Origin of the sequence: Desulfallas thermosapovorans DSM 6562 (genome assembly GCF_008124625.1) — a bacterium.
Classification (GTDB): Bacteria; Bacillota; Desulfotomaculia; order Desulfotomaculales; family Desulfallaceae; genus Sporotomaculum; species Sporotomaculum thermosapovorans.
Genome location: NZ_VNHM01000003.1, coordinates 189,862 through 206,135 on the forward strand (window position 1 = coordinate 189,862; position 16,274 = coordinate 206,135).

The 16,274-nt window shown below is 47.2% G+C and carries 17 protein-coding genes, 1 tRNA gene and 1 pseudogene; 6 read left to right on the forward strand and 13 right to left on the reverse strand.

What is annotated here, in order from left to right:
• Positions 1–165: 165 nt before the first annotated feature.
• Entirely contained in the window at positions 166–1,614 is a 1,449-nt protein-coding gene (gene cshA, locus LX24_RS04135) for a degradosome RNA helicase CshA (protein ID WP_166510875.1), read from the reverse strand.
• A gap of 285 nt (positions 1,615–1,899) precedes the next feature.
• Here cshA and LX24_RS04140 point away from each other — a divergent pair, with 285 nt between their 5' ends.
• Positions 1,900–3,147 carry a BaiN/RdsA family NAD(P)/FAD-dependent oxidoreductase gene (locus LX24_RS04140; protein ID WP_166510876.1) on the forward strand — a complete coding sequence of 416 codons (1,248 nt, stop codon included), beginning with the start codon at positions 1,900–1,902 and terminating at the stop codon, positions 3,145–3,147.
• A gap of 184 nt (positions 3,148–3,331) precedes the next feature.
• Here LX24_RS04140 and LX24_RS04145 read toward each other — a convergent pair whose 3' ends face one another.
• Genes LX24_RS04145 through LX24_RS04155 form a run of 3 tightly spaced genes read right to left on the reverse strand, consistent with a single transcriptional unit; the run spans position 3,332 to position 6,290 of the window.
• Complete coding sequence (locus LX24_RS04145; protein WP_166510877.1) at positions 3,332–4,639, reverse strand: TRAP transporter large permease; 1,308 nt, start codon at positions 4,637–4,639, stop codon at positions 3,332–3,334.
• Positions 4,636–5,193, reverse strand: coding sequence for a TRAP transporter small permease (locus tag LX24_RS04150; RefSeq protein ID WP_166510878.1), 558 nt, complete (start codon positions 5,191–5,193; stop codon positions 4,636–4,638). Before LX24_RS04150 ends, LX24_RS04145 begins: the two co-directional genes overlap by 4 nt.
• Positions 5,194–5,213: 20 nt before the next feature.
• Positions 5,214–6,290 (reverse strand): TRAP transporter substrate-binding protein, encoded by a 1,077-nt coding sequence (locus LX24_RS04155; protein ID WP_166510879.1) that lies wholly within the window; start codon positions 6,288–6,290, stop codon positions 5,214–5,216.
• Between the two features lie 554 nt (positions 6,291–6,844).
• Here LX24_RS04155 and LX24_RS04160 point away from each other — a divergent pair.
• Positions 6,845–7,720, forward strand: a complete 876-nt coding sequence (locus LX24_RS04160) for a LysM peptidoglycan-binding domain-containing protein (RefSeq protein WP_243131612.1) — start codon at positions 6,845–6,847, stop codon at positions 7,718–7,720.
• Positions 7,721–7,843: 123 nt separating this feature from the next.
• Here the strand turns inward: LX24_RS04160 and LX24_RS04165 are convergent, their stop codons facing one another.
• The 3 genes from LX24_RS04165 to LX24_RS04175 all read right to left on the reverse strand — a co-directional run bounded on the left by LX24_RS04165 (position 7,844) and on the right by LX24_RS04175 (position 10,303).
• Positions 7,844–8,347, reverse strand: coding sequence for a hypothetical protein (locus LX24_RS04165; RefSeq protein WP_166510880.1), 504 nt, complete (start codon positions 8,345–8,347; stop codon positions 7,844–7,846).
• A 1-nt stretch (position 8,348) separates the two neighbouring features.
• On the reverse strand, positions 8,349–9,983 hold the full coding sequence (locus tag LX24_RS04170; RefSeq protein WP_166510881.1) for a class I adenylate-forming enzyme family protein: 1,635 nt from the start codon (positions 9,981–9,983) through the stop codon (positions 8,349–8,351).
• A gap of 176 nt (positions 9,984–10,159) precedes the next feature.
• Entirely contained in the window at positions 10,160–10,303 is a 144-nt protein-coding gene (locus LX24_RS04175) for an ATP-binding protein (RefSeq protein WP_207706528.1), read from the reverse strand.
• A gap of 261 nt (positions 10,304–10,564) precedes the next feature.
• Here LX24_RS04175 and LX24_RS04180 point away from each other — a divergent pair.
• Together LX24_RS04180 and LX24_RS04185 are read left to right on the forward strand one after the other, a co-directional pair.
• Positions 10,565–10,717, forward strand: a pseudogene (locus tag LX24_RS04180) (flagellin N-terminal helical domain-containing protein); the annotation flags it as partial.
• Positions 10,718–10,826: 109 nt separating this feature from the next.
• Positions 10,827–11,720, forward strand: a complete 894-nt coding sequence (locus tag LX24_RS04185) for an Rpn family recombination-promoting nuclease/putative transposase (protein ID WP_166510925.1) — start codon at positions 10,827–10,829, stop codon at positions 11,718–11,720.
• Between the two features lie 393 nt (positions 11,721–12,113).
• Here LX24_RS04185 and LX24_RS04190 read toward each other — a convergent pair.
• From LX24_RS04190 to LX24_RS04205, 4 genes are all read right to left on the reverse strand, one after another.
• A tRNA-Ser gene (locus tag LX24_RS04190) sits at positions 12,114–12,207 on the reverse strand.
• A 12-nt stretch (positions 12,208–12,219) separates the two neighbouring features.
• Positions 12,220–12,678, reverse strand: coding sequence for a tRNA adenosine(34) deaminase TadA (gene tadA / locus LX24_RS04195; RefSeq protein ID WP_166510883.1), 459 nt, complete (start codon positions 12,676–12,678; stop codon positions 12,220–12,222).
• Between the two features lie 417 nt (positions 12,679–13,095).
• On the reverse strand, positions 13,096–13,311 hold the full coding sequence (locus LX24_RS04200; RefSeq protein ID WP_166510884.1) for a hypothetical protein: 216 nt from the start codon (positions 13,309–13,311) through the stop codon (positions 13,096–13,098).
• 123 nt (positions 13,312–13,434) lie between these two features.
• Entirely contained in the window at positions 13,435–13,665 is a 231-nt protein-coding gene (locus tag LX24_RS04205) for a hypothetical protein (RefSeq protein WP_166510885.1), read from the reverse strand.
• Between the two features lie 214 nt (positions 13,666–13,879).
• On the opposite strand from LX24_RS04205, the gene LX24_RS04210 reads away from it, so the two are divergent.
• Entirely contained in the window at positions 13,880–14,044 is a 165-nt protein-coding gene (locus tag LX24_RS04210; protein WP_166510886.1) for a helix-turn-helix domain-containing protein, read from the forward strand.
• 11 nt (positions 14,045–14,055) lie between these two features.
• Positions 14,056–14,223, forward strand: coding sequence for a hypothetical protein (locus LX24_RS04215; protein ID WP_166510887.1), 168 nt, complete (start codon positions 14,056–14,058; stop codon positions 14,221–14,223).
• Between the two features lie 476 nt (positions 14,224–14,699).
• On the opposite strand, the gene LX24_RS04220 is transcribed toward LX24_RS04215, so the two are convergent.
• Both LX24_RS04220 and LX24_RS04225 read right to left on the reverse strand, forming a co-directional pair.
• Complete coding sequence (locus LX24_RS04220; protein WP_166510888.1) at positions 14,700–15,209, reverse strand: DUF2335 domain-containing protein; 510 nt, start codon at positions 15,207–15,209, stop codon at positions 14,700–14,702.
• A gap of 611 nt (positions 15,210–15,820) precedes the next feature.
• On the reverse strand, positions 15,821–16,264 hold the full coding sequence (locus tag LX24_RS04225) for a hypothetical protein (RefSeq protein ID WP_166510889.1): 444 nt from the start codon (positions 16,262–16,264) through the stop codon (positions 15,821–15,823).
• Positions 16,265–16,274 lie beyond the last annotated feature (10 nt).

Sequence of the window (16,274 nt, forward strand, 5' to 3'; positions counted from 1 at the left end):
CCCATAAAAACGACTTTGTGCACCTCCTCTTTCCATTGTTAAACAATCAAAAAAGTTTTTCGATAAACTCGCGCGGGACACACCTGTAATTTATACATTGGCCGGCTGTCGCGGCACCCAGGCTTTTACAATAAAGGTTTTGCAAGACAAAACCTTTTTTCAGTCCTAATAGGACCGGCTGCCGGCTCGTTTTTTCCCCCTGTAACTGCTGCCCCCTCCAAGTATACCTTTTTTACCGCCGGGTCCGCCGTAATAGTTCCTTTGCCCGGTGCGCTTGTTTTTATCCCTTTTAAATCTGAGGGGTTTTTCTTCGGTCAGGGCAACAGGGGTTTGATCCGGTTCTTTGGTAAGCACCTTTAATGCTGCAGATAAAAGGGTAACCGAATCGGTTTCTTCCAGTAGCCCTTCGGCCAGTCCCCGGTAATTTTCGATGTCCTCCTTTTCCACGGCCATAAGCAGTCTTTCCACCGCAATACGCTGCTGCCCCCGAATGGCGTCCTTTAATGTTGGCACGGGCCGGCGGGCTATTTTACCCCTGGTCATTTTTTCAATAACCCTTAAATGACCGATTTCCCTTGGCGTAACCAAAGTTATGGCCGCTCCCGCTTTACCGGCCCGCCCGGTACGGCCGACACGGTGCACGTAACCCTCCGGGTCCTGGGGAATGTCAAAATTATAGATATGGGTCACTCCGGTGATATCCAATCCCCGGGCAGCCACATCGGTGGCCACCAAAACCTCGATGGCACCGTCCTTAAACTGTCTCATTACCTGATCCCGCCTGGCCTGGGACAAATCCCCATGGATGCCTTCAGCGGAATAACCACGCTTGTTCAGGGCTTCATACAGTTCATCCACCCGGCGTTTGGTTCGACCAAAAACAATGGCCCTTTCGGGGGACTGGGTATCCAGCAACCGGCAAAGCACATCAAATTTTTCTTTTTCATGCACTTCAATATACCCCTGCTCAATATTGGGCACGGTTACCTGCCGGGCCGCCACCCTGATCACTTCGGGGTCGTTCATAAACCGACCGGCCAGGGCCTGGATGGGGGCTGGCATGGTGGCTGAAAAAAGCATTGTTTGCCTCTCTTCAGGAACCTCCTTGAGGATATTTTCAATGTCCTCAATAAATCCCATATTCAACATCTCATCCGCTTCATCCAAAACCACAATACTCACCTGGTTTAAACGAATGGTTTTGCGCCTCATATGGTCCATCAAGCGGCCGGGGGTGGCAACGATAATATGGGGCCTCTTTTTCAGCGCCCTGATCTGGCGGTTAATATCCTGGCCGCCGTATACAGGCAATGAACGAATGCCCTTGTATTGCCCGATTCTGTATAATTCTTCGGCCACCTGAACGGCTAACTCACGGGTTGGGGTTAAAATAACCGCCTGTATATTTTCCTGCCCCACCTGCAGCCTTTCCATTAAAGGGATGCCAAAGGCCGCTGTTTTACCTGTTCCGGTATGGGCCTGCCCGATCAAATCCCGTCCCTGTAAACCAACAGGAATAGCCTGCTCTTGTATGGGCGTCGCCTCTTCAAAACCCATATTACTAAGAGCCCTGATTACTGACTCGGATAAACCAAAGTCACTGAATAATGCCATGATTATTTACTTCCCCTTTACCTCTTAATCTATTTTTTATAGCATACCCATGGCAGGTAGCACCAAAACACAAGAACGGGTTTAGCCTGGACTTTACCCGAAAGCTATGCCGGCCGTTCAATATATAAAGGCCTTACCCAAATCCTGGGCTTTCTTATTATAACACAAATAAACAAAACCATGGAAATTTTTACTGTAAGAGTTAATATGATATAGTATCTTGATATAATATGTGTATGGCAAGCTTTTTAATTTGAATATTACAATAAACACGGGGGAACTTGGATGGACTACGATCTAATAGTGGTGGGCGGCGGGCCCGCCGGCATGCTTGGCGCAGCCACAGCGGCGGCCGGGGGTTTGAAGGTGGCTTTACTGGAAAAGAACGATAAACCGGGCCGAAAACTGTTCATCACCGGTAAAGGGCGATGCAATGTCACCAATTACGGCGACATTGATGATTTTTTCCGCAATATCATCACCAATCCCAAATTCTTGTATAGCGCCTTTAAAGCCTTTGACAACCGACAGCTCATGACATTGCTGGCTTCCCTGGGGGTGCCCACCAAGGTGGAACGCGGCAACCGGGTTTTTCCCGCCTCGGATAAATCCAGCGACGTCATAAAGGCACTGCAAAAACACCTGCATAATAACCATGTAAATATCAAACTGCACACCGAGGTCAAACAAATACTGGTAAACAGTAACCGGGTGGCTGGTGTACTGTTAAAGGACGGCACACCGGTAACCGCCCCCAGGGTGATCATTGCCACCGGGGGCATGTCCTACCGGCAAACAGGTTCCACGGGGGACGGTTATAAAATAGCCCGGCTGCTGGGCCACACCATTATTGAGCCCAAACCCGCTCTGGTACCCCTGGTGACCCGGGAAGATTGGGTCAAAGACCTGCAGGGCCTGACCCTGAAAAATGTGTCCGTAAAGGCTGTTGCCGGCGGCAAGGTCAAAGCGGAACAGTTCGGTGAAATGATTTTTACCCACTTTGGCGTATCCGGCCCCATTATTTTAAGCACCAGCAGCCTGATTAAAGATTATCTTCATCCCACCACCAGTATACCGGTGCAATTGGCCATTGACCTGAAACCGGCATTGACGGCCGAACAACTGGATGCCCGCCTGTTGAGAGATTTTAATAAATACAGCGGCAAACACCTGAAAAACGCCCTTGACGATTTATTACCCAAGAAAATGATTGACGTTGTATTGCAGCTAGCGGGTGCGGAAATACACAAACCGGTAAACCAAATTAATAAAAAAGAGCGAGGTATGCTGGTACATACTTTGAAGGGTATTGTTTTAACAGTCACGGGTACCCGGCCATTGAATGAAGCCATCGTTACCAGCGGCGGTATCAATGTTAAAGAAATCAACCCCTCCACCCTGGAGTCTAAAATTGTCAAAGGGCTGTATTTTGCCGGAGAAATAATTGATGTGGATGCCCTGACGGGAGGCTACAATTTACAAATCGCCTTTTCCACAGGGTATCTCAGCGGCCTGAGCGCCGCCAAGACATGATCAGCCGGACCGGTAAAAACAGGGGGTTGTTGTCTATAAGGATAAGACAGCAACCCCCTGTTAATAAATATATCTTTTTAACAGCAAATTAACAGCAATCAGCGGCCCAAGCAATTGAACCGGACAACCTGTATTACCAGTCGCCAAGCTCCGTTGACCCCGTGTGCCGGTTTATCCCCCTTGGCTAAGACAGCAGGTTTGGCAAAAACGTGGCTAATTGCGGAAAGACAATCAATATTACCAAACAAAGGATAATCGCCCCCAAAAAGGGCCAAATACCCCTATAGATTACTTCCAGGGGGATTTCCGGCGCCACGCCCTTGATAATGAACACATTCATACCCACCGGGGGCGTAATTACACCCATGGCCACCGTCAGGACAATAATCACCCCGAACCAGATGGGATCGTACCCCAGGGTTTGCACCGCCACGGGATAAAATATGGGCACGGTCAGCAGAACCAGGGCCAGCGCGTCAATAAAACAACCCAATACCAGGTAAATAAGCAGAATAACCGCCATCACCGCAAAGGGCGGCAGGGGCAGGGCACCGGCCATTTGGGCCATTTCAAAGGGCAACCTGCTTATGGCCATCAAACGCCCGAAGATCATGGCTCCGGCAATGAGCAGCATAATCATGGCGGTGGTTCGGGTGGCATCAAAAAGGGATTTACCGAAGCCCTCCCAGCTGAGGCTTCTTTTCAGCAGGGCTACCCCCAGAACACCGGCCGCCCCCACCGCGCCCGCCTCGGTGGGCGTAAACCAGCCGGCAAACAGCCCGCCCATGGACAGGGAAAATATAATTATAACTTCCCCCAGCCCCCCGCGCAGCGCCTTGAACCTTTCCTTCCAGGTCGCCTTGGGACCGGCCGGCCCCAGGCCGGGATTGCGCCAGGTAATCAGCGCTATGGTGGCCATATATAACAGCATGAGCAGTATGCCCGGCACGATACCCGCCATAAACAACCGGCCTATGGATTGTTCCGTCGCCATGGCGTAAACAATGAATATCACGCTGGGCGGAATCAATACACCCAGCACGCCGCCCGCGGCAACGCTGGCCGTAGCCAAGGCATCGTCATATTTATACTTTTTCATTTCCGGCAGGGCAATGGCCCCGATGGTGGCCGCCGTGGCCGTGTTGGAACCACAAATGGCCCCAAATACGCCGCAGGCCGCCTGGGTGGCTATGGCCAGGCCCCCGGGATAATGGCCGATTAATTTATACGCAAACACATACATTCTAGTGCCGATGCCTGAATAAAAGGCCAGAAAACCCATCCAGACAAACATGGCGATTACACCAAGTGATTGGTTGGAAAAGGTTGAATATATTTCCTTGGCCACCATGCTAAAGGCCGCAGCGGGCGAAGTCAAGCAGGCAAAACCCGCCAGGCCCACCAGAGCCATGGCAAAGGCAATGGGCATCCGCAAAATTAAAAGGATAAAAAATGCCGCTATGCTGATAAAACCAACCAATTCCGCACTCATTTATTTAACGCCGCCGCCTTTTGCATGGATTGCACCGTTTTAACCCCGGGTGAGAGGTTTGCCGCCTTTGGCTGCCATACCCTTTGCCCGGCTTCCATTGTTTTGGCCAGCAGCACTAGGCCAAGGGCCAGCAAACCAAAGGCCACCAAATAAATAAACGGGTACAGGGGTATCTGGGTAGTGGATGCCACCACACCGCTAGCCGCCGTGCCATGGGCATAAATGCCCACCTGCCAGGCACAAAGACCCCAGAACAACAAACCGGCAGCATTGATCACCAAATCCACCAACCCCTGTATCTTCAAAGGCAGCCGGTCAAAAACAAAGCTTACGGCGATGTGGCCGTTCTGTATGGCACAGTGGGCCAGGGACAGGCCAATGGTAGCCAGGGTTAAAAATATAACATATTCGTAAACGCCCAGAATAGGCCGGTTAAATAAAGCACGCAGCAAAATATTAACCACCACCAGCAGCATAGACAATACCATGCACAAACCGGCTATTTTGTCCAGTATACGGCTCAGCCCCGTCACCAATCCGGTAAATTTTAACATTTTCCTGTCACCCTTTTTTATTACTGGTATTCTTGATTGTACTTATCAGCCAGATTCAGCACTGTGTCCATAACCTGCCTGCCATCCAACCCCTTGGCCTCCAAATTGGCAACATACTCATCCTGAATTGGTTGAACCAATTTCATCCACCGCTCGGTTTCTTCACCGGTAAGCTTTATTTCATGAACGCCCTGTTCCTCAACAGCCCACTGTAAAGCCGCCTCATTTTGCCTATCCCACAAACCCATGGCCACTTCCTTGAAATATTTTTCGTTAACGGCCTCGATGGCTTCCTGGTTTTCCGGGGACAGGGAATTCCATTTATCCAGATTCATGGTAACAAAGAACAAAGTATTGTAAAGAAAGGGAGTCCTGGTTAAGTATTTTGTCACCTCGGCATGTTTCCATCCCTGCAATACCTCCACCGGCGACAGGTTTCCTTTGACCACTCCCTTGGATAAGGACTCATAGGCATCCGACTGGGGCATCGCCACCGGATTTGCGCCCAACTTCTTAAGGGTTTCGGCACTTAAACCCGTGGCTCTTATGGCTAACCCCTGAATGTCCTCCAAACTGCGGACCGGAACAGTGGTAAACAAATCCCCGGGGCCGGTGGTCAACGCCATCATCATTTTGGTGTCCTGGATTTCTACCGGGTTAATTTGCTTAATGCCCTCCCAGGCCACATTGCTGGCCACCTTGGAGTTATTATAGACAACGCCGGGCAGTTCAAATGCTTCCATGACCGGAAAACGCCCCCGGGTATAAGAGAAACAAGACATGCCTATATCGGCAACACCACTGACCACCCCGTCATACACCTGGTCCGCCTTGAGCAGTGTTTCACCGGGGTAACTGGTTATTTTCACCTGGCCGTTGGTGGCCTCTTCCACCGCCCTGGCCCAGGGCTGGATCAACTCTGTTTCCACCGGGTGAGTGCTGGGAAAGAAATGGGCCAGTTTCAGTTCCATAACCTTCGCACCGTCTTCCGGTGCCGGCGACCCGCAACCAGCTAAAAATACCAGCATAACCAGCAGCAGCAACCCCAGTAGTTTTTTGTTCAAACTCCATACCACCTTACTACCATGCTTGTTCATTTTCCGCGACCTCCTTATTTTTATGGCAATAAAAAAAACCCCCGTAGGAGTTTAAAGAAGAGCGGATCAACTGGCCCCCCCGGAGCAATTAAAAACTACGTTTAACACAACTGGTTTGCCCCGGGTTAACCCGAAAAACCGCTTCTACTTTTCCTACCGTACTACTGCTCTACCCTTTTTATGAAATCCAATTTAACAATAAGACCGCAAGACCATATCCCTAAACATTACCGCCCGCTTAGGAACCCGTTTCACAAGCTAATATTCAACCGTAATAACCAATTGAACCACCGTTAAATACTACCCGTTATGATTACTATATTACCATACAACTATGTTAATTGAGTTATTAGACTGGTTAATAAAAATATATTCTACTTCGACAATAAATTTCCTGCCCGCAAAAAAATTTTTTATTTACAATTATTTATAAAATGGGACAAAAGTTTCATTTTATTTTTTTATTAGCAAAAATAAAGGATAAAAATAACGAACATAGAATGATTTACATATATTCTTTGATAAATATGTTGCACAAAGGAGACAACTTGATAATGAAAAACAAAATGTTATTGCCAGGCTTGCTGCTTCTGCTATTGTTCAGTTTTAGTATAAACCCGGCCTGGGCCGCGGAATATACGGTGACCCGGGGTGACTCGCTGTGGACCATTGCCCAAAAAAATAATACCAGTGTCGCCAAGTTAATGGAGATTAATAATCTAAAAAGTGACTTTCTAACCATTGGACAGGTGCTTAAACTGGATAACAAAGTGCCATCCCCGACCAACCAGTCAAATAACTATACACCCGGGAACGTTTACCTGATACAAGCCGGGGATACACTGAGCGGCATCGCCCAAAGGTTTGGGTTAACGGTGGAGAGTATACGCAGGCTGAATAATATTCAGGGTGATATGATTTATGCCGGGCAGAAACTGCTACTGAACAGCGGCGGCAGCGTCTCAAGGGGTTCAGTTGAACGCCCGGGAATTACCGAAATGCCGGAATCAGGCGATTCATCAAGATATGGTCGTTTGGTTGACTGGTTCAGTGAAGGAAAAAACCTGTTAAAGCCAGGCATGAAATTCAACGCCACAGATATCCAAACCGGCAAAACCATACAACTGGCTGTTCTGAGCAGTGGTAATCACTGCGATGTGGAACCATTGACCCAAGAGGACACCAATACCATGCTAAGCCTTTTTAAAGAGTGGACCTGGACACCCAGGCCTGTATGTATCCAGGTGGGAGGACAAGCCATTGCGGCTTCCCTTTCCGGGATGCCCCACACCAACATTGAAAATATAACCGGTAACGGGGTAACCGGGCACTTTGATATGTATTTATTTAACAGCGAGCCTCACGGTTCCGGCATATCCAAATCCTACGTACAACAGCATCATGATGCCGTCCAAATGGCAGCCAAATAGTGTTCTGCAGGTGATCCTGCGGAACCTTTTTTTGTACAGTTTTTTTTGTGGAAAAATTGCCATACAAAAAGAGAGGTCTTTTTGAAAACCCCTCTTTTACCTGTCATCGTTACCAGCACCGGGTTAACGTTTAAGTTTATTAAGTTCTGCTTCAATACTTTTTACCAGGCTAACGGTCATTTTATGAGTGTTATAAATAGTTTTATATTCTTCATCAGAAATTTTATTTAAACTGTTCAAATCCGGAAACAGTTGATTCAGATATTTGATCCTTAACAACAAATTGTTCAACTCAATGCTCAAACTTAAATCCGAGTACACCAAAAAGTCATTATTATTCTTTAACCGCTCGGTTTCCTCATATACAAAAATGGGCGGCTCTAAACAAATCGGTAATGACTTCTTTTCATCTTGTTTATATATGTCGTCCTTTAAATCCTCCATCAAATTATTGGGCTTAAATTTAATTAATATTAACCGCAATATCTCCTGATTCTGAGTTAGTTCCAATAACGATTTTGAAACGAGTGCAATCATAACGGCTTTGTTATTTTGTTTATCTTTATTGCTGTAAAAAATTAAAACCGCCACACTAACCAGTGCAATTGCCAGTATCACTATTTCCATATCATCTCTCCGTTTGAGCCGCCACTAAATATATTGCACCGTATTTTTCCCTCAAACGCGGTTTCTCTATTTTACCGGTGGGATTACGGGGAACTTGATCAAAGATAATTTTTCTTGGTCGTTTATAACGGGGCATGGGAGCGCAAAATTCCTTGATTTCTTCTTCGGTACAAGTACAGCCCGGTTTTAACTCTATAATGGCGGCCGCTATTTCACCAAGACGTTTATCGGGCAATCCAATAACCGCCACATCCTTAATGGCATCATGGGCCCGCAGGAAATCTTCTATTTGTACCGGATAGATATTTTCTCCACCACTTATAATTACATCCTTTTTCCGGTCAACCAAATAAATAAAACCGTCTTCATCCATTCTGGCCATATCTCCGGTAAATAACCAGCCGTCTTTGAGTACCGCCGCAGTGGCCTCCGGGTCATTATAATAGCATTTCATCACGCCTGGTCCTTTGACCACCAGTTCCCCCACTTCTCCCCGGGATACAGGTAAACCGTTTTCGTCGGTAATTTTAACCTCCCAGTTATGACCCGGTATACCAATAGCACCGACTTTATGAATATTCTCTACGCCTAAATGAACACACCCGGGGCCGATGGATTCACTTAAACCATAGTTGGTGTCATATAGATGGTTGGGAAAATACTTTTTCCAGCGGCGGATTAAGCTGGGCGGAACAGGTTGCGCACCAATGTGCATCAACCTCCACTGGGAGAGATCATAATCCTCCAACCTCACATCCCCTCTGTCAAGAGCATCCAGGATATCCTGGGCCCAGGGCACCAAAAGCCAGACAATGGTTATTTTTTCCTCAGATACTGTTTTTAATATCCATTCAGGCTTAACGCCCCGCAGTAATACTGCCTTGCTCCCCGACAGCAAGCTACCAAACCAGTGCATCTTGGCGCCGGTATGGTAAAGCGGTGGAATACATAAAAAGTTATCATCACGCCTTTGGCCGTGGTGCTTGATTTCCGTGACACAGGCCGACACCAGGCTCCGGTGCGTGTGCAAAATGGCCTTCGGGAATCCCGTAGTTCCCGACGAAAAATAAATGGCCGCGTCATCTTCGTCGCTGAGTTCAATTTGCGGGGGTTCCGATGAACAGTTGGCCGTGAGGCGATCATAGCTCTCGGCAAATATAGGACGATTTTCTCCTGCAAAAAGAAGTAACTTCACATTTGGTATCCGGTCATAAATAGCTTCCATCCGGTCGACAAATTCGGGCCCGAAAATCAAAGCCGAGGTTTCGGACAAATCCAGACAATATTTAATTTCCTCGGCGGTATAGCGAAAGTTTAACGGTACCGCGATGGCGCCGGTTTTTAATATACCAAAATAAATAGGCAGCCACTCCAGGCAATTCATTAACAGAATAGCCACCTTATCTCCCTTTTTTATACCTCTTTTAAGCAGTAGATTGGCCAGCCGGTTGGCTTTTTCATCAAAAACACGCCAGGTCATATCCCGCCGGTATTCACCGGCCGGGTTGTTCTCGATGAGTTCATACTCAAGCCAGGTAACGTTATGTTTTTCCTGGAGATCCATATTGATCTCAGTCAAGCATTTTTCATGACCATATAAATGGGCATTGCGCGACAGTATTTCCGTAATGGGCATTTTCTTCCTCCCGTTCTACCAACAAAACAAGGTTTTTGTGTATTGTATTAAGAAGGCCATACTTCGTAAAAACAACATAACATTACAATAGATTATAAAACGATGGGCGTAGTTTATCAACAACTTTTAGAACTGTTATATTAGCTCATAGGGACAATACTATTAATTGGCATATGCTAATTGTAAGCTCCGCAGTCAACTCCTAGGTGCGCAGGTAATGTAAAATAAAAGGTGCTGCCCTTTCCCGGCCGGCTTTCCACCCAAATTTTGCCGCCGTGGTTTTCGATAATTTGCCTGCAGATGTACAGACCCAGACCCAGGCTGACTTAGGATGGGCCTATAAACTTACCGGGGAAATCCATAAGCTTGTTATGAGGCGCTACTATATGTAGGTATCCGGATGGACAGCAACCACAGGCACGATTCCCGTGGCAAGGGGCATGGGAATGACTTTTGATAACCAGGTGGGCGGTTATTGTGACAAGAGCATGGAAGTAATTACTAATAACCAATTTTATTGTGTATGTTTATCAATGTGTAGTGAAAGCTGTGTAAACCTACTTCCGAGAGGGACTTCAGCCATGATAATCAACCACAACATTGCCGCGCTGGCCGCTTACAGAAACATGACCATAGCCGGTAACATGGTCGCCAGGGACATAGAAAGGCTTTCTTCGGGCCTCAGAATAAACCGTGCTGCAGACGATCCCGCCGGGCTGGCCATCAGCGAAAGGAAGGGTATTCTTGCGCTTTTATAGTTATTCTATATTCAGCCATCCTTTTGGATCTGGTATAATAAGGGCAAGGAAACCTGCTGCCGAAGGGGGCGCTGTTTTGGTGAAGATGAAACGCATCAACCGCACCAACGATTACCTGTTCAAAAGGATATTCGGCTCGGAAGAAGGGAAGGATGCACTTATAGGTTTTCTAAACGCAGTGCTTAAACCACCGCCGGGGCAAGAGTTAACATCGGTGGAACTACTGGACCGGGAGCTGGACCCCAAATACCTGCTGGACAAAGCCGCCAGGCTTGACATTCTGGCCAAAACAGCCACCGGGACACTGGTGAATATAGAAGTACAGGTAGTAAACAAATATAACATTGACAAAAGGACCCTGTTTTACTGGGCGGGGCTTTACTACGGACAACTGGGCAGCGGCGAAGACTTTATCCACCTCAGAAAAACCATCACCATCAACCTGCTCGGCTTCAACTGGTTTGCAGATGCCGGTAAATACCACTATACATTTCACATCAGGGAAGACCAAACAGGCGAGTTATTAAACGACGACCTGGAAATCCATTTCCTTGAATTGAGGAAGATAGCCGGTCTAAAACGTAAACCGCAAAATGACCTGGAGGAATGGCTGCTTTACTTCAACAATATCCAGGGGGAAGAAATGGAGGAAATCGCCATGGGCAACCCGGGAATTCGCAAAGCTTTGACCATAGAGCAGATCTTCTTGAAGGATAAGAAAGAGCGCAGGCTGTACGAGCTCAGGGAAAAGGCTGTCAGGGATGAAATCTCCATGCTGGCCGGCGCAAGGGCCGAAGGCAGAGTTGATGCCATCTGTATGTTTCTTGATGTAAGATTTGGTAAAGCTTCACAAGGGTTGCAAAGAAAGGTAAGGTCCATCAGCAAATTAGAAGCCTTAGACAGAATTATCAACCAGATTTATACAGCCACATCGCTGGAGGATGCCGGGTCCATCGTTGATAATGCTATAACCCGTTAGGAATGTAGTATAATTATAAACGGGGTAACACGAATACAAACTGCCTAACTTGGGTAATAACATTGACACCTTCGTATAGCTTGCCTTTATTGCTAGCAATAATAGCACCACCTGTTTTGACAACCACAGAAAACAGTGTACAACACTTTTAAAGGCCCACCACAATCGTTTTTAGGTATGATTTTTTACCTTAGCCAGTTAATCAAACCGCAAATAAGGGCGTTTTTGCGCGTTTTAGGTATGGTTGTGGAAGGTATATAACCATTACTCTGGGAGAAGCCCTAACTGGCCTCTCCCTCGGCTTTTTGAACAGGTGCCAATTGCATTAAAATAGCATTATTAAGGTTGCTTTATACTCAATTCCAATACTTACAAAAACCTGAAAACCTTATTTGGCGGAGAGAGTGGGATTCGAACCCACGAGACCGCTACTAACGGTCTACTCGATTTCGAGTCGAGCGCCTTCGACCAGCTCAGCCATCTCTCCGCAATAAAACATTTATTTTTTATTCTCCCTCAATTCCCTGAAGAAACGCTTTAAAATTGCCCGGCACTCATCCTCAAGTACACCGGACACCACTGCTACCTGGTGGTTTAAGCGTGGCTCCCTGACTATGTCCATAATTGAATCCACAGCACCCGCCTTGGGATCCTGGGCACCGTATACCAGCGTTTGCACCCTGAATTGAATCATGGCCCCGGCACACATGGGACACGGTTCCAGCGTAACATAAAGTACACACCGGTTCAGTCGCCAATCACCAATATGGCGGGCCGCTTGCCTCAATGCTATTATTTCCGCATGGGCACTGCTGTCCACCAGTGTTTCCCGCAAATTGTGGCCCCGGCCAATAATCTTATCGTCCAGCACCACCACCGCACCTACGGGCACTTCACCTAAAGCGTATGCCTTTTCAGCTTCTGCCAGGGCTTCGCGCATATACCCGGCCTGGTTCAAGTAAGGTTCCCCTTTAAAAAATAATGGTGCGCCAGGAGGGACTCGAACCCCCGACACGCGGTTTAGGAATGGGAAAAATACCCTTTTTTATATTGGCGTAACTTTGCAAACCCTTGATATTACTGGGTTTGTTATTTTATCCCATTGTTTCCGAGTGTCTTTTTTGGGAGCATTTTTTAATGTTTGCTCCCAATTTGCTCCCCGTCTGCTCCCAATGCGCTCACCTGATATTATACGACATATGCACAACCCAGTCAACACACGCCCACACCCTACCGCTGGTAAGGATGGCTTTGCTAACCCTCCCGCATCCTTCCCGCTGCTCTGGTGGCTGTCCCCTCGGCACCGGTTATCCCGCTCCACCCTGTGGGCCTCGTCGCGTTCGTCGGATGTGCTCGCTATTCAGTTTTACCCCGTTTAATAACCTTCCATCGCCCACAATTCTTCCCGAGTTTCCGCGTCAACGCCCGTATATATAGCCACGGTACGTAGGGCCTCGAACAGCCCGTTAATTAAGCCGTCGGGATAGGGATCGTTCCACATATTCATAGCAAGCGCAACCTCATGCTTATGGCAGATGCTCCCGCAGATTTCCTGGTATATCTTTTCAAACACCGCCTGACAGGTATCCATATTCTAACCCTCCTTTGTTGGTGGCAAATTCCACAGCGCTGTGGAATTTCCAAGCGATTGGAAATTTGAAAATATTGATCGCTCACTAAATTGGCTGCGGAAAATTCCACATCGATGCGTAATTTACAAATTCGCCAGCGCTGTCCAATTCGCCATGTAAGTCTCCCCGATTTCCCGTTGCATATCCCGCATCACCGCAACAATGGCCGCAGCTGCGTCCTCTTTCTTATATAAGTCATCATTCATTAGGGAATTGGCTATTACGTGCAGTTCATTATGCCATTTCATGGGCAGGTGAATAGTGCTTGCTTTTTCTAGCTCAATCATCAGTTCAGCTTTTTCCTGTTCGGTCATGTTTACGCCTCCTTTATTGTTTTGTAGGTATACCCCCTGTTGGCTTCAACGGTTTAGGTTTATATGCCGGTTAAACCGTTCAGGTCCCATACTCTTAACCCGGCTTTGTTGTATCCTATTGTACAACAGTGTACAGGATGGTTCATTATATGTCAAGCGTCATTATTGAATAATAACGTATAACGTGGTATTATATTGCACAGGAGGGATGCACATGGAGCAATATTACACGCCGCAAGAAGTTGCGGACAGTCTTAAAATAAACCTGCGAACAATATATAGGTGGATTCGTGAGGGTAAACTAAACGCCGTTAAAGTAGGGGAATTATGGCGCATATCCGAATCCGAATTAAACCGCCTGTTAGGGGAAGAAAAATAAGGGGGGATACAATGGCACGGAAGAAGGATCCAATCAGCCAGACACGGGGGATATTGTACGGTGCGGCTAAACTGTTGGGTGACGTTAACGCCGTCAGAAAGGGGACTATAGGTAAGCGTATTGCCAGGAGGGCAGCGGGAAAGGCCACTGGCAGGCTGCTAGGTAAGCTATTCAAATAAGACAAAATAAAACCCGGTCAGTGCCGGGTTGTTTTATTAGTATTCGCTGCGGAAAATCCCGCCGCCAAAGGCAATGGACGTGCTGACTCGTTTACCCGTATCAATGGGTGCGTCACTGGGACGGTCAATGGCTTTGGCGGCCATCACTGCAGTTCGGGAATTAGGTCGTTGAGTTTGATAAGGCGTTCTGTAGTTCGTCTGCTTTCACCTATTACTTCGGCTATATCGTAGGTGGTTTTAGGTTCGCCATTTTGGCGAACCATCGAATACCGATTATTGCCATCCCTAATTCCCCAGTACTCCTTGAGAAGCTTAGCCCGTTTTGCTAGGCTACCCACACAACCGGCCTTCATTTTTCCCGTTTAAGCATAGGGCAAATTTTCTCCAAGGTATTTATACCTGCCAGTTGATTGAATGCCCTTGTACGGCCTCCTGTAAAGCCAGGTAGATGGTCAACTTCAAGCCAGCCGCTGCCTTCAGGTGGACGGGTTCGTAGTACAAGAATATGATCGTGATGTTTCATTCAAAAAAGCAAAAAACCCGGTTAATGCCGGGTTGGTCATTAGTTTCGTTTTTTGTTGGTTCTTTTCCTTTTTAAAAAATAATACCCTTAGCGCTAGGAATAAAGTAGCCAGACTTGCTATAATGGCGGAAGCTGAATTGCCATATTTAATAGCGAAGGCCGTTAGCCCAATTGCTGCAATCATTATAATAAATGCCATCCATTGTGCTCGAATATCTCTTGCTGTTTCCGCCTTTAATGCAGTCATTTGCATTTCCCTTGTATGCTGCGAATCTAATTCAAAAACCTTTAATATGCGTTCCGGAGCATCAGGGACGACCTCCCCATACATACGAAGTATTTCCGGATGTGGAATTGGCCCTTCGAATTTTTGAGCAGTAATAACAGCCCCTTGTTTATCCGGCTTATCTGGTTTATCTGGAGGTATAACTTCAACATTATTATTGTTATTAGCTTCTTTCAATTTCCTTCCCAACTTTATCCACGGCTGATCTCAATGATCTACCGGTATTGCTCCAATTATTGGACATAAGCTGTTTAGCATTTTGCGGCACATGTCGGCGGTAATCAGTATTGGGGAGTATAGAAAAAGGATAGGAACCACTTTTCAATGTTTTTTTAACTGATGAAATTAAAGCAGTAATGATACCCACCCCTTTCTGAAAAAACGTGCCTTTGTCTACTTTACAGTATTGTATTATGTTTAGTTTATTTTTAGCAAGTTTGATATTAGAGGTAATCTTTTTAATACAAATGGGTTATCTCAACCTTTCGGTGTTTTATTAAACAATATTCACCGAAAGGCAGAAAGTGATACCTTTTTTGCATAAGTTTTAACATATTGTCCTAATCAGGCCTGTATGAACTACACACCTATCCCACCAGCAACAAAAAAGCGGGTGTTACCCCACTATACTTATAAACCATACCCAAAATAATGGCGCACTGCTGCCCAGCTGTCCCAGGCAGGGCCTTTGCCCTTGGTGGTTCTCCTGGGCTTCTCTACCTCCGGCCAGTAGTGTGGGCAGGATACCACCACAAGGTTACCCTCAGCGCTCACCCCCGGCCTGGTCCTCATCCCAGGGACTGGCTCTGCCGGCCACCGACACAGGCAGTCCCATCCGGCCCGCTGACAGCTCCAGCAAAGGCTAGAAAACACCTCGTCATCTGATTCCACTTTTTGCGGCATTCGCCGATACACATCCCCGTATGACGTGCTACCCATTTCCAGTCTGTGCAAGTCCCACACCTCCACACGGTTAGAATCATTTCCCGCTCCAAAGGGGTTAGGGTATTCATAAACGCCACCACTTTATCAAGGGCCTTACTGGTTTCACCCAAGTCAGCCAGCATTACACCTTTACTTGCAGTGGGGTCAGCATGGCCACCGGTGCCATGCCGCCCGGTGTTGGCCAGGCTGGAAACGTGGCTCCCCAGTAATAACTCCCGCCGGTCCGCGATTCGCCTGTAAAGAACGGGATAGTACATAAGCAGTGCCTTTGCAGTTTTATAGTTCACCAGCAGTTCC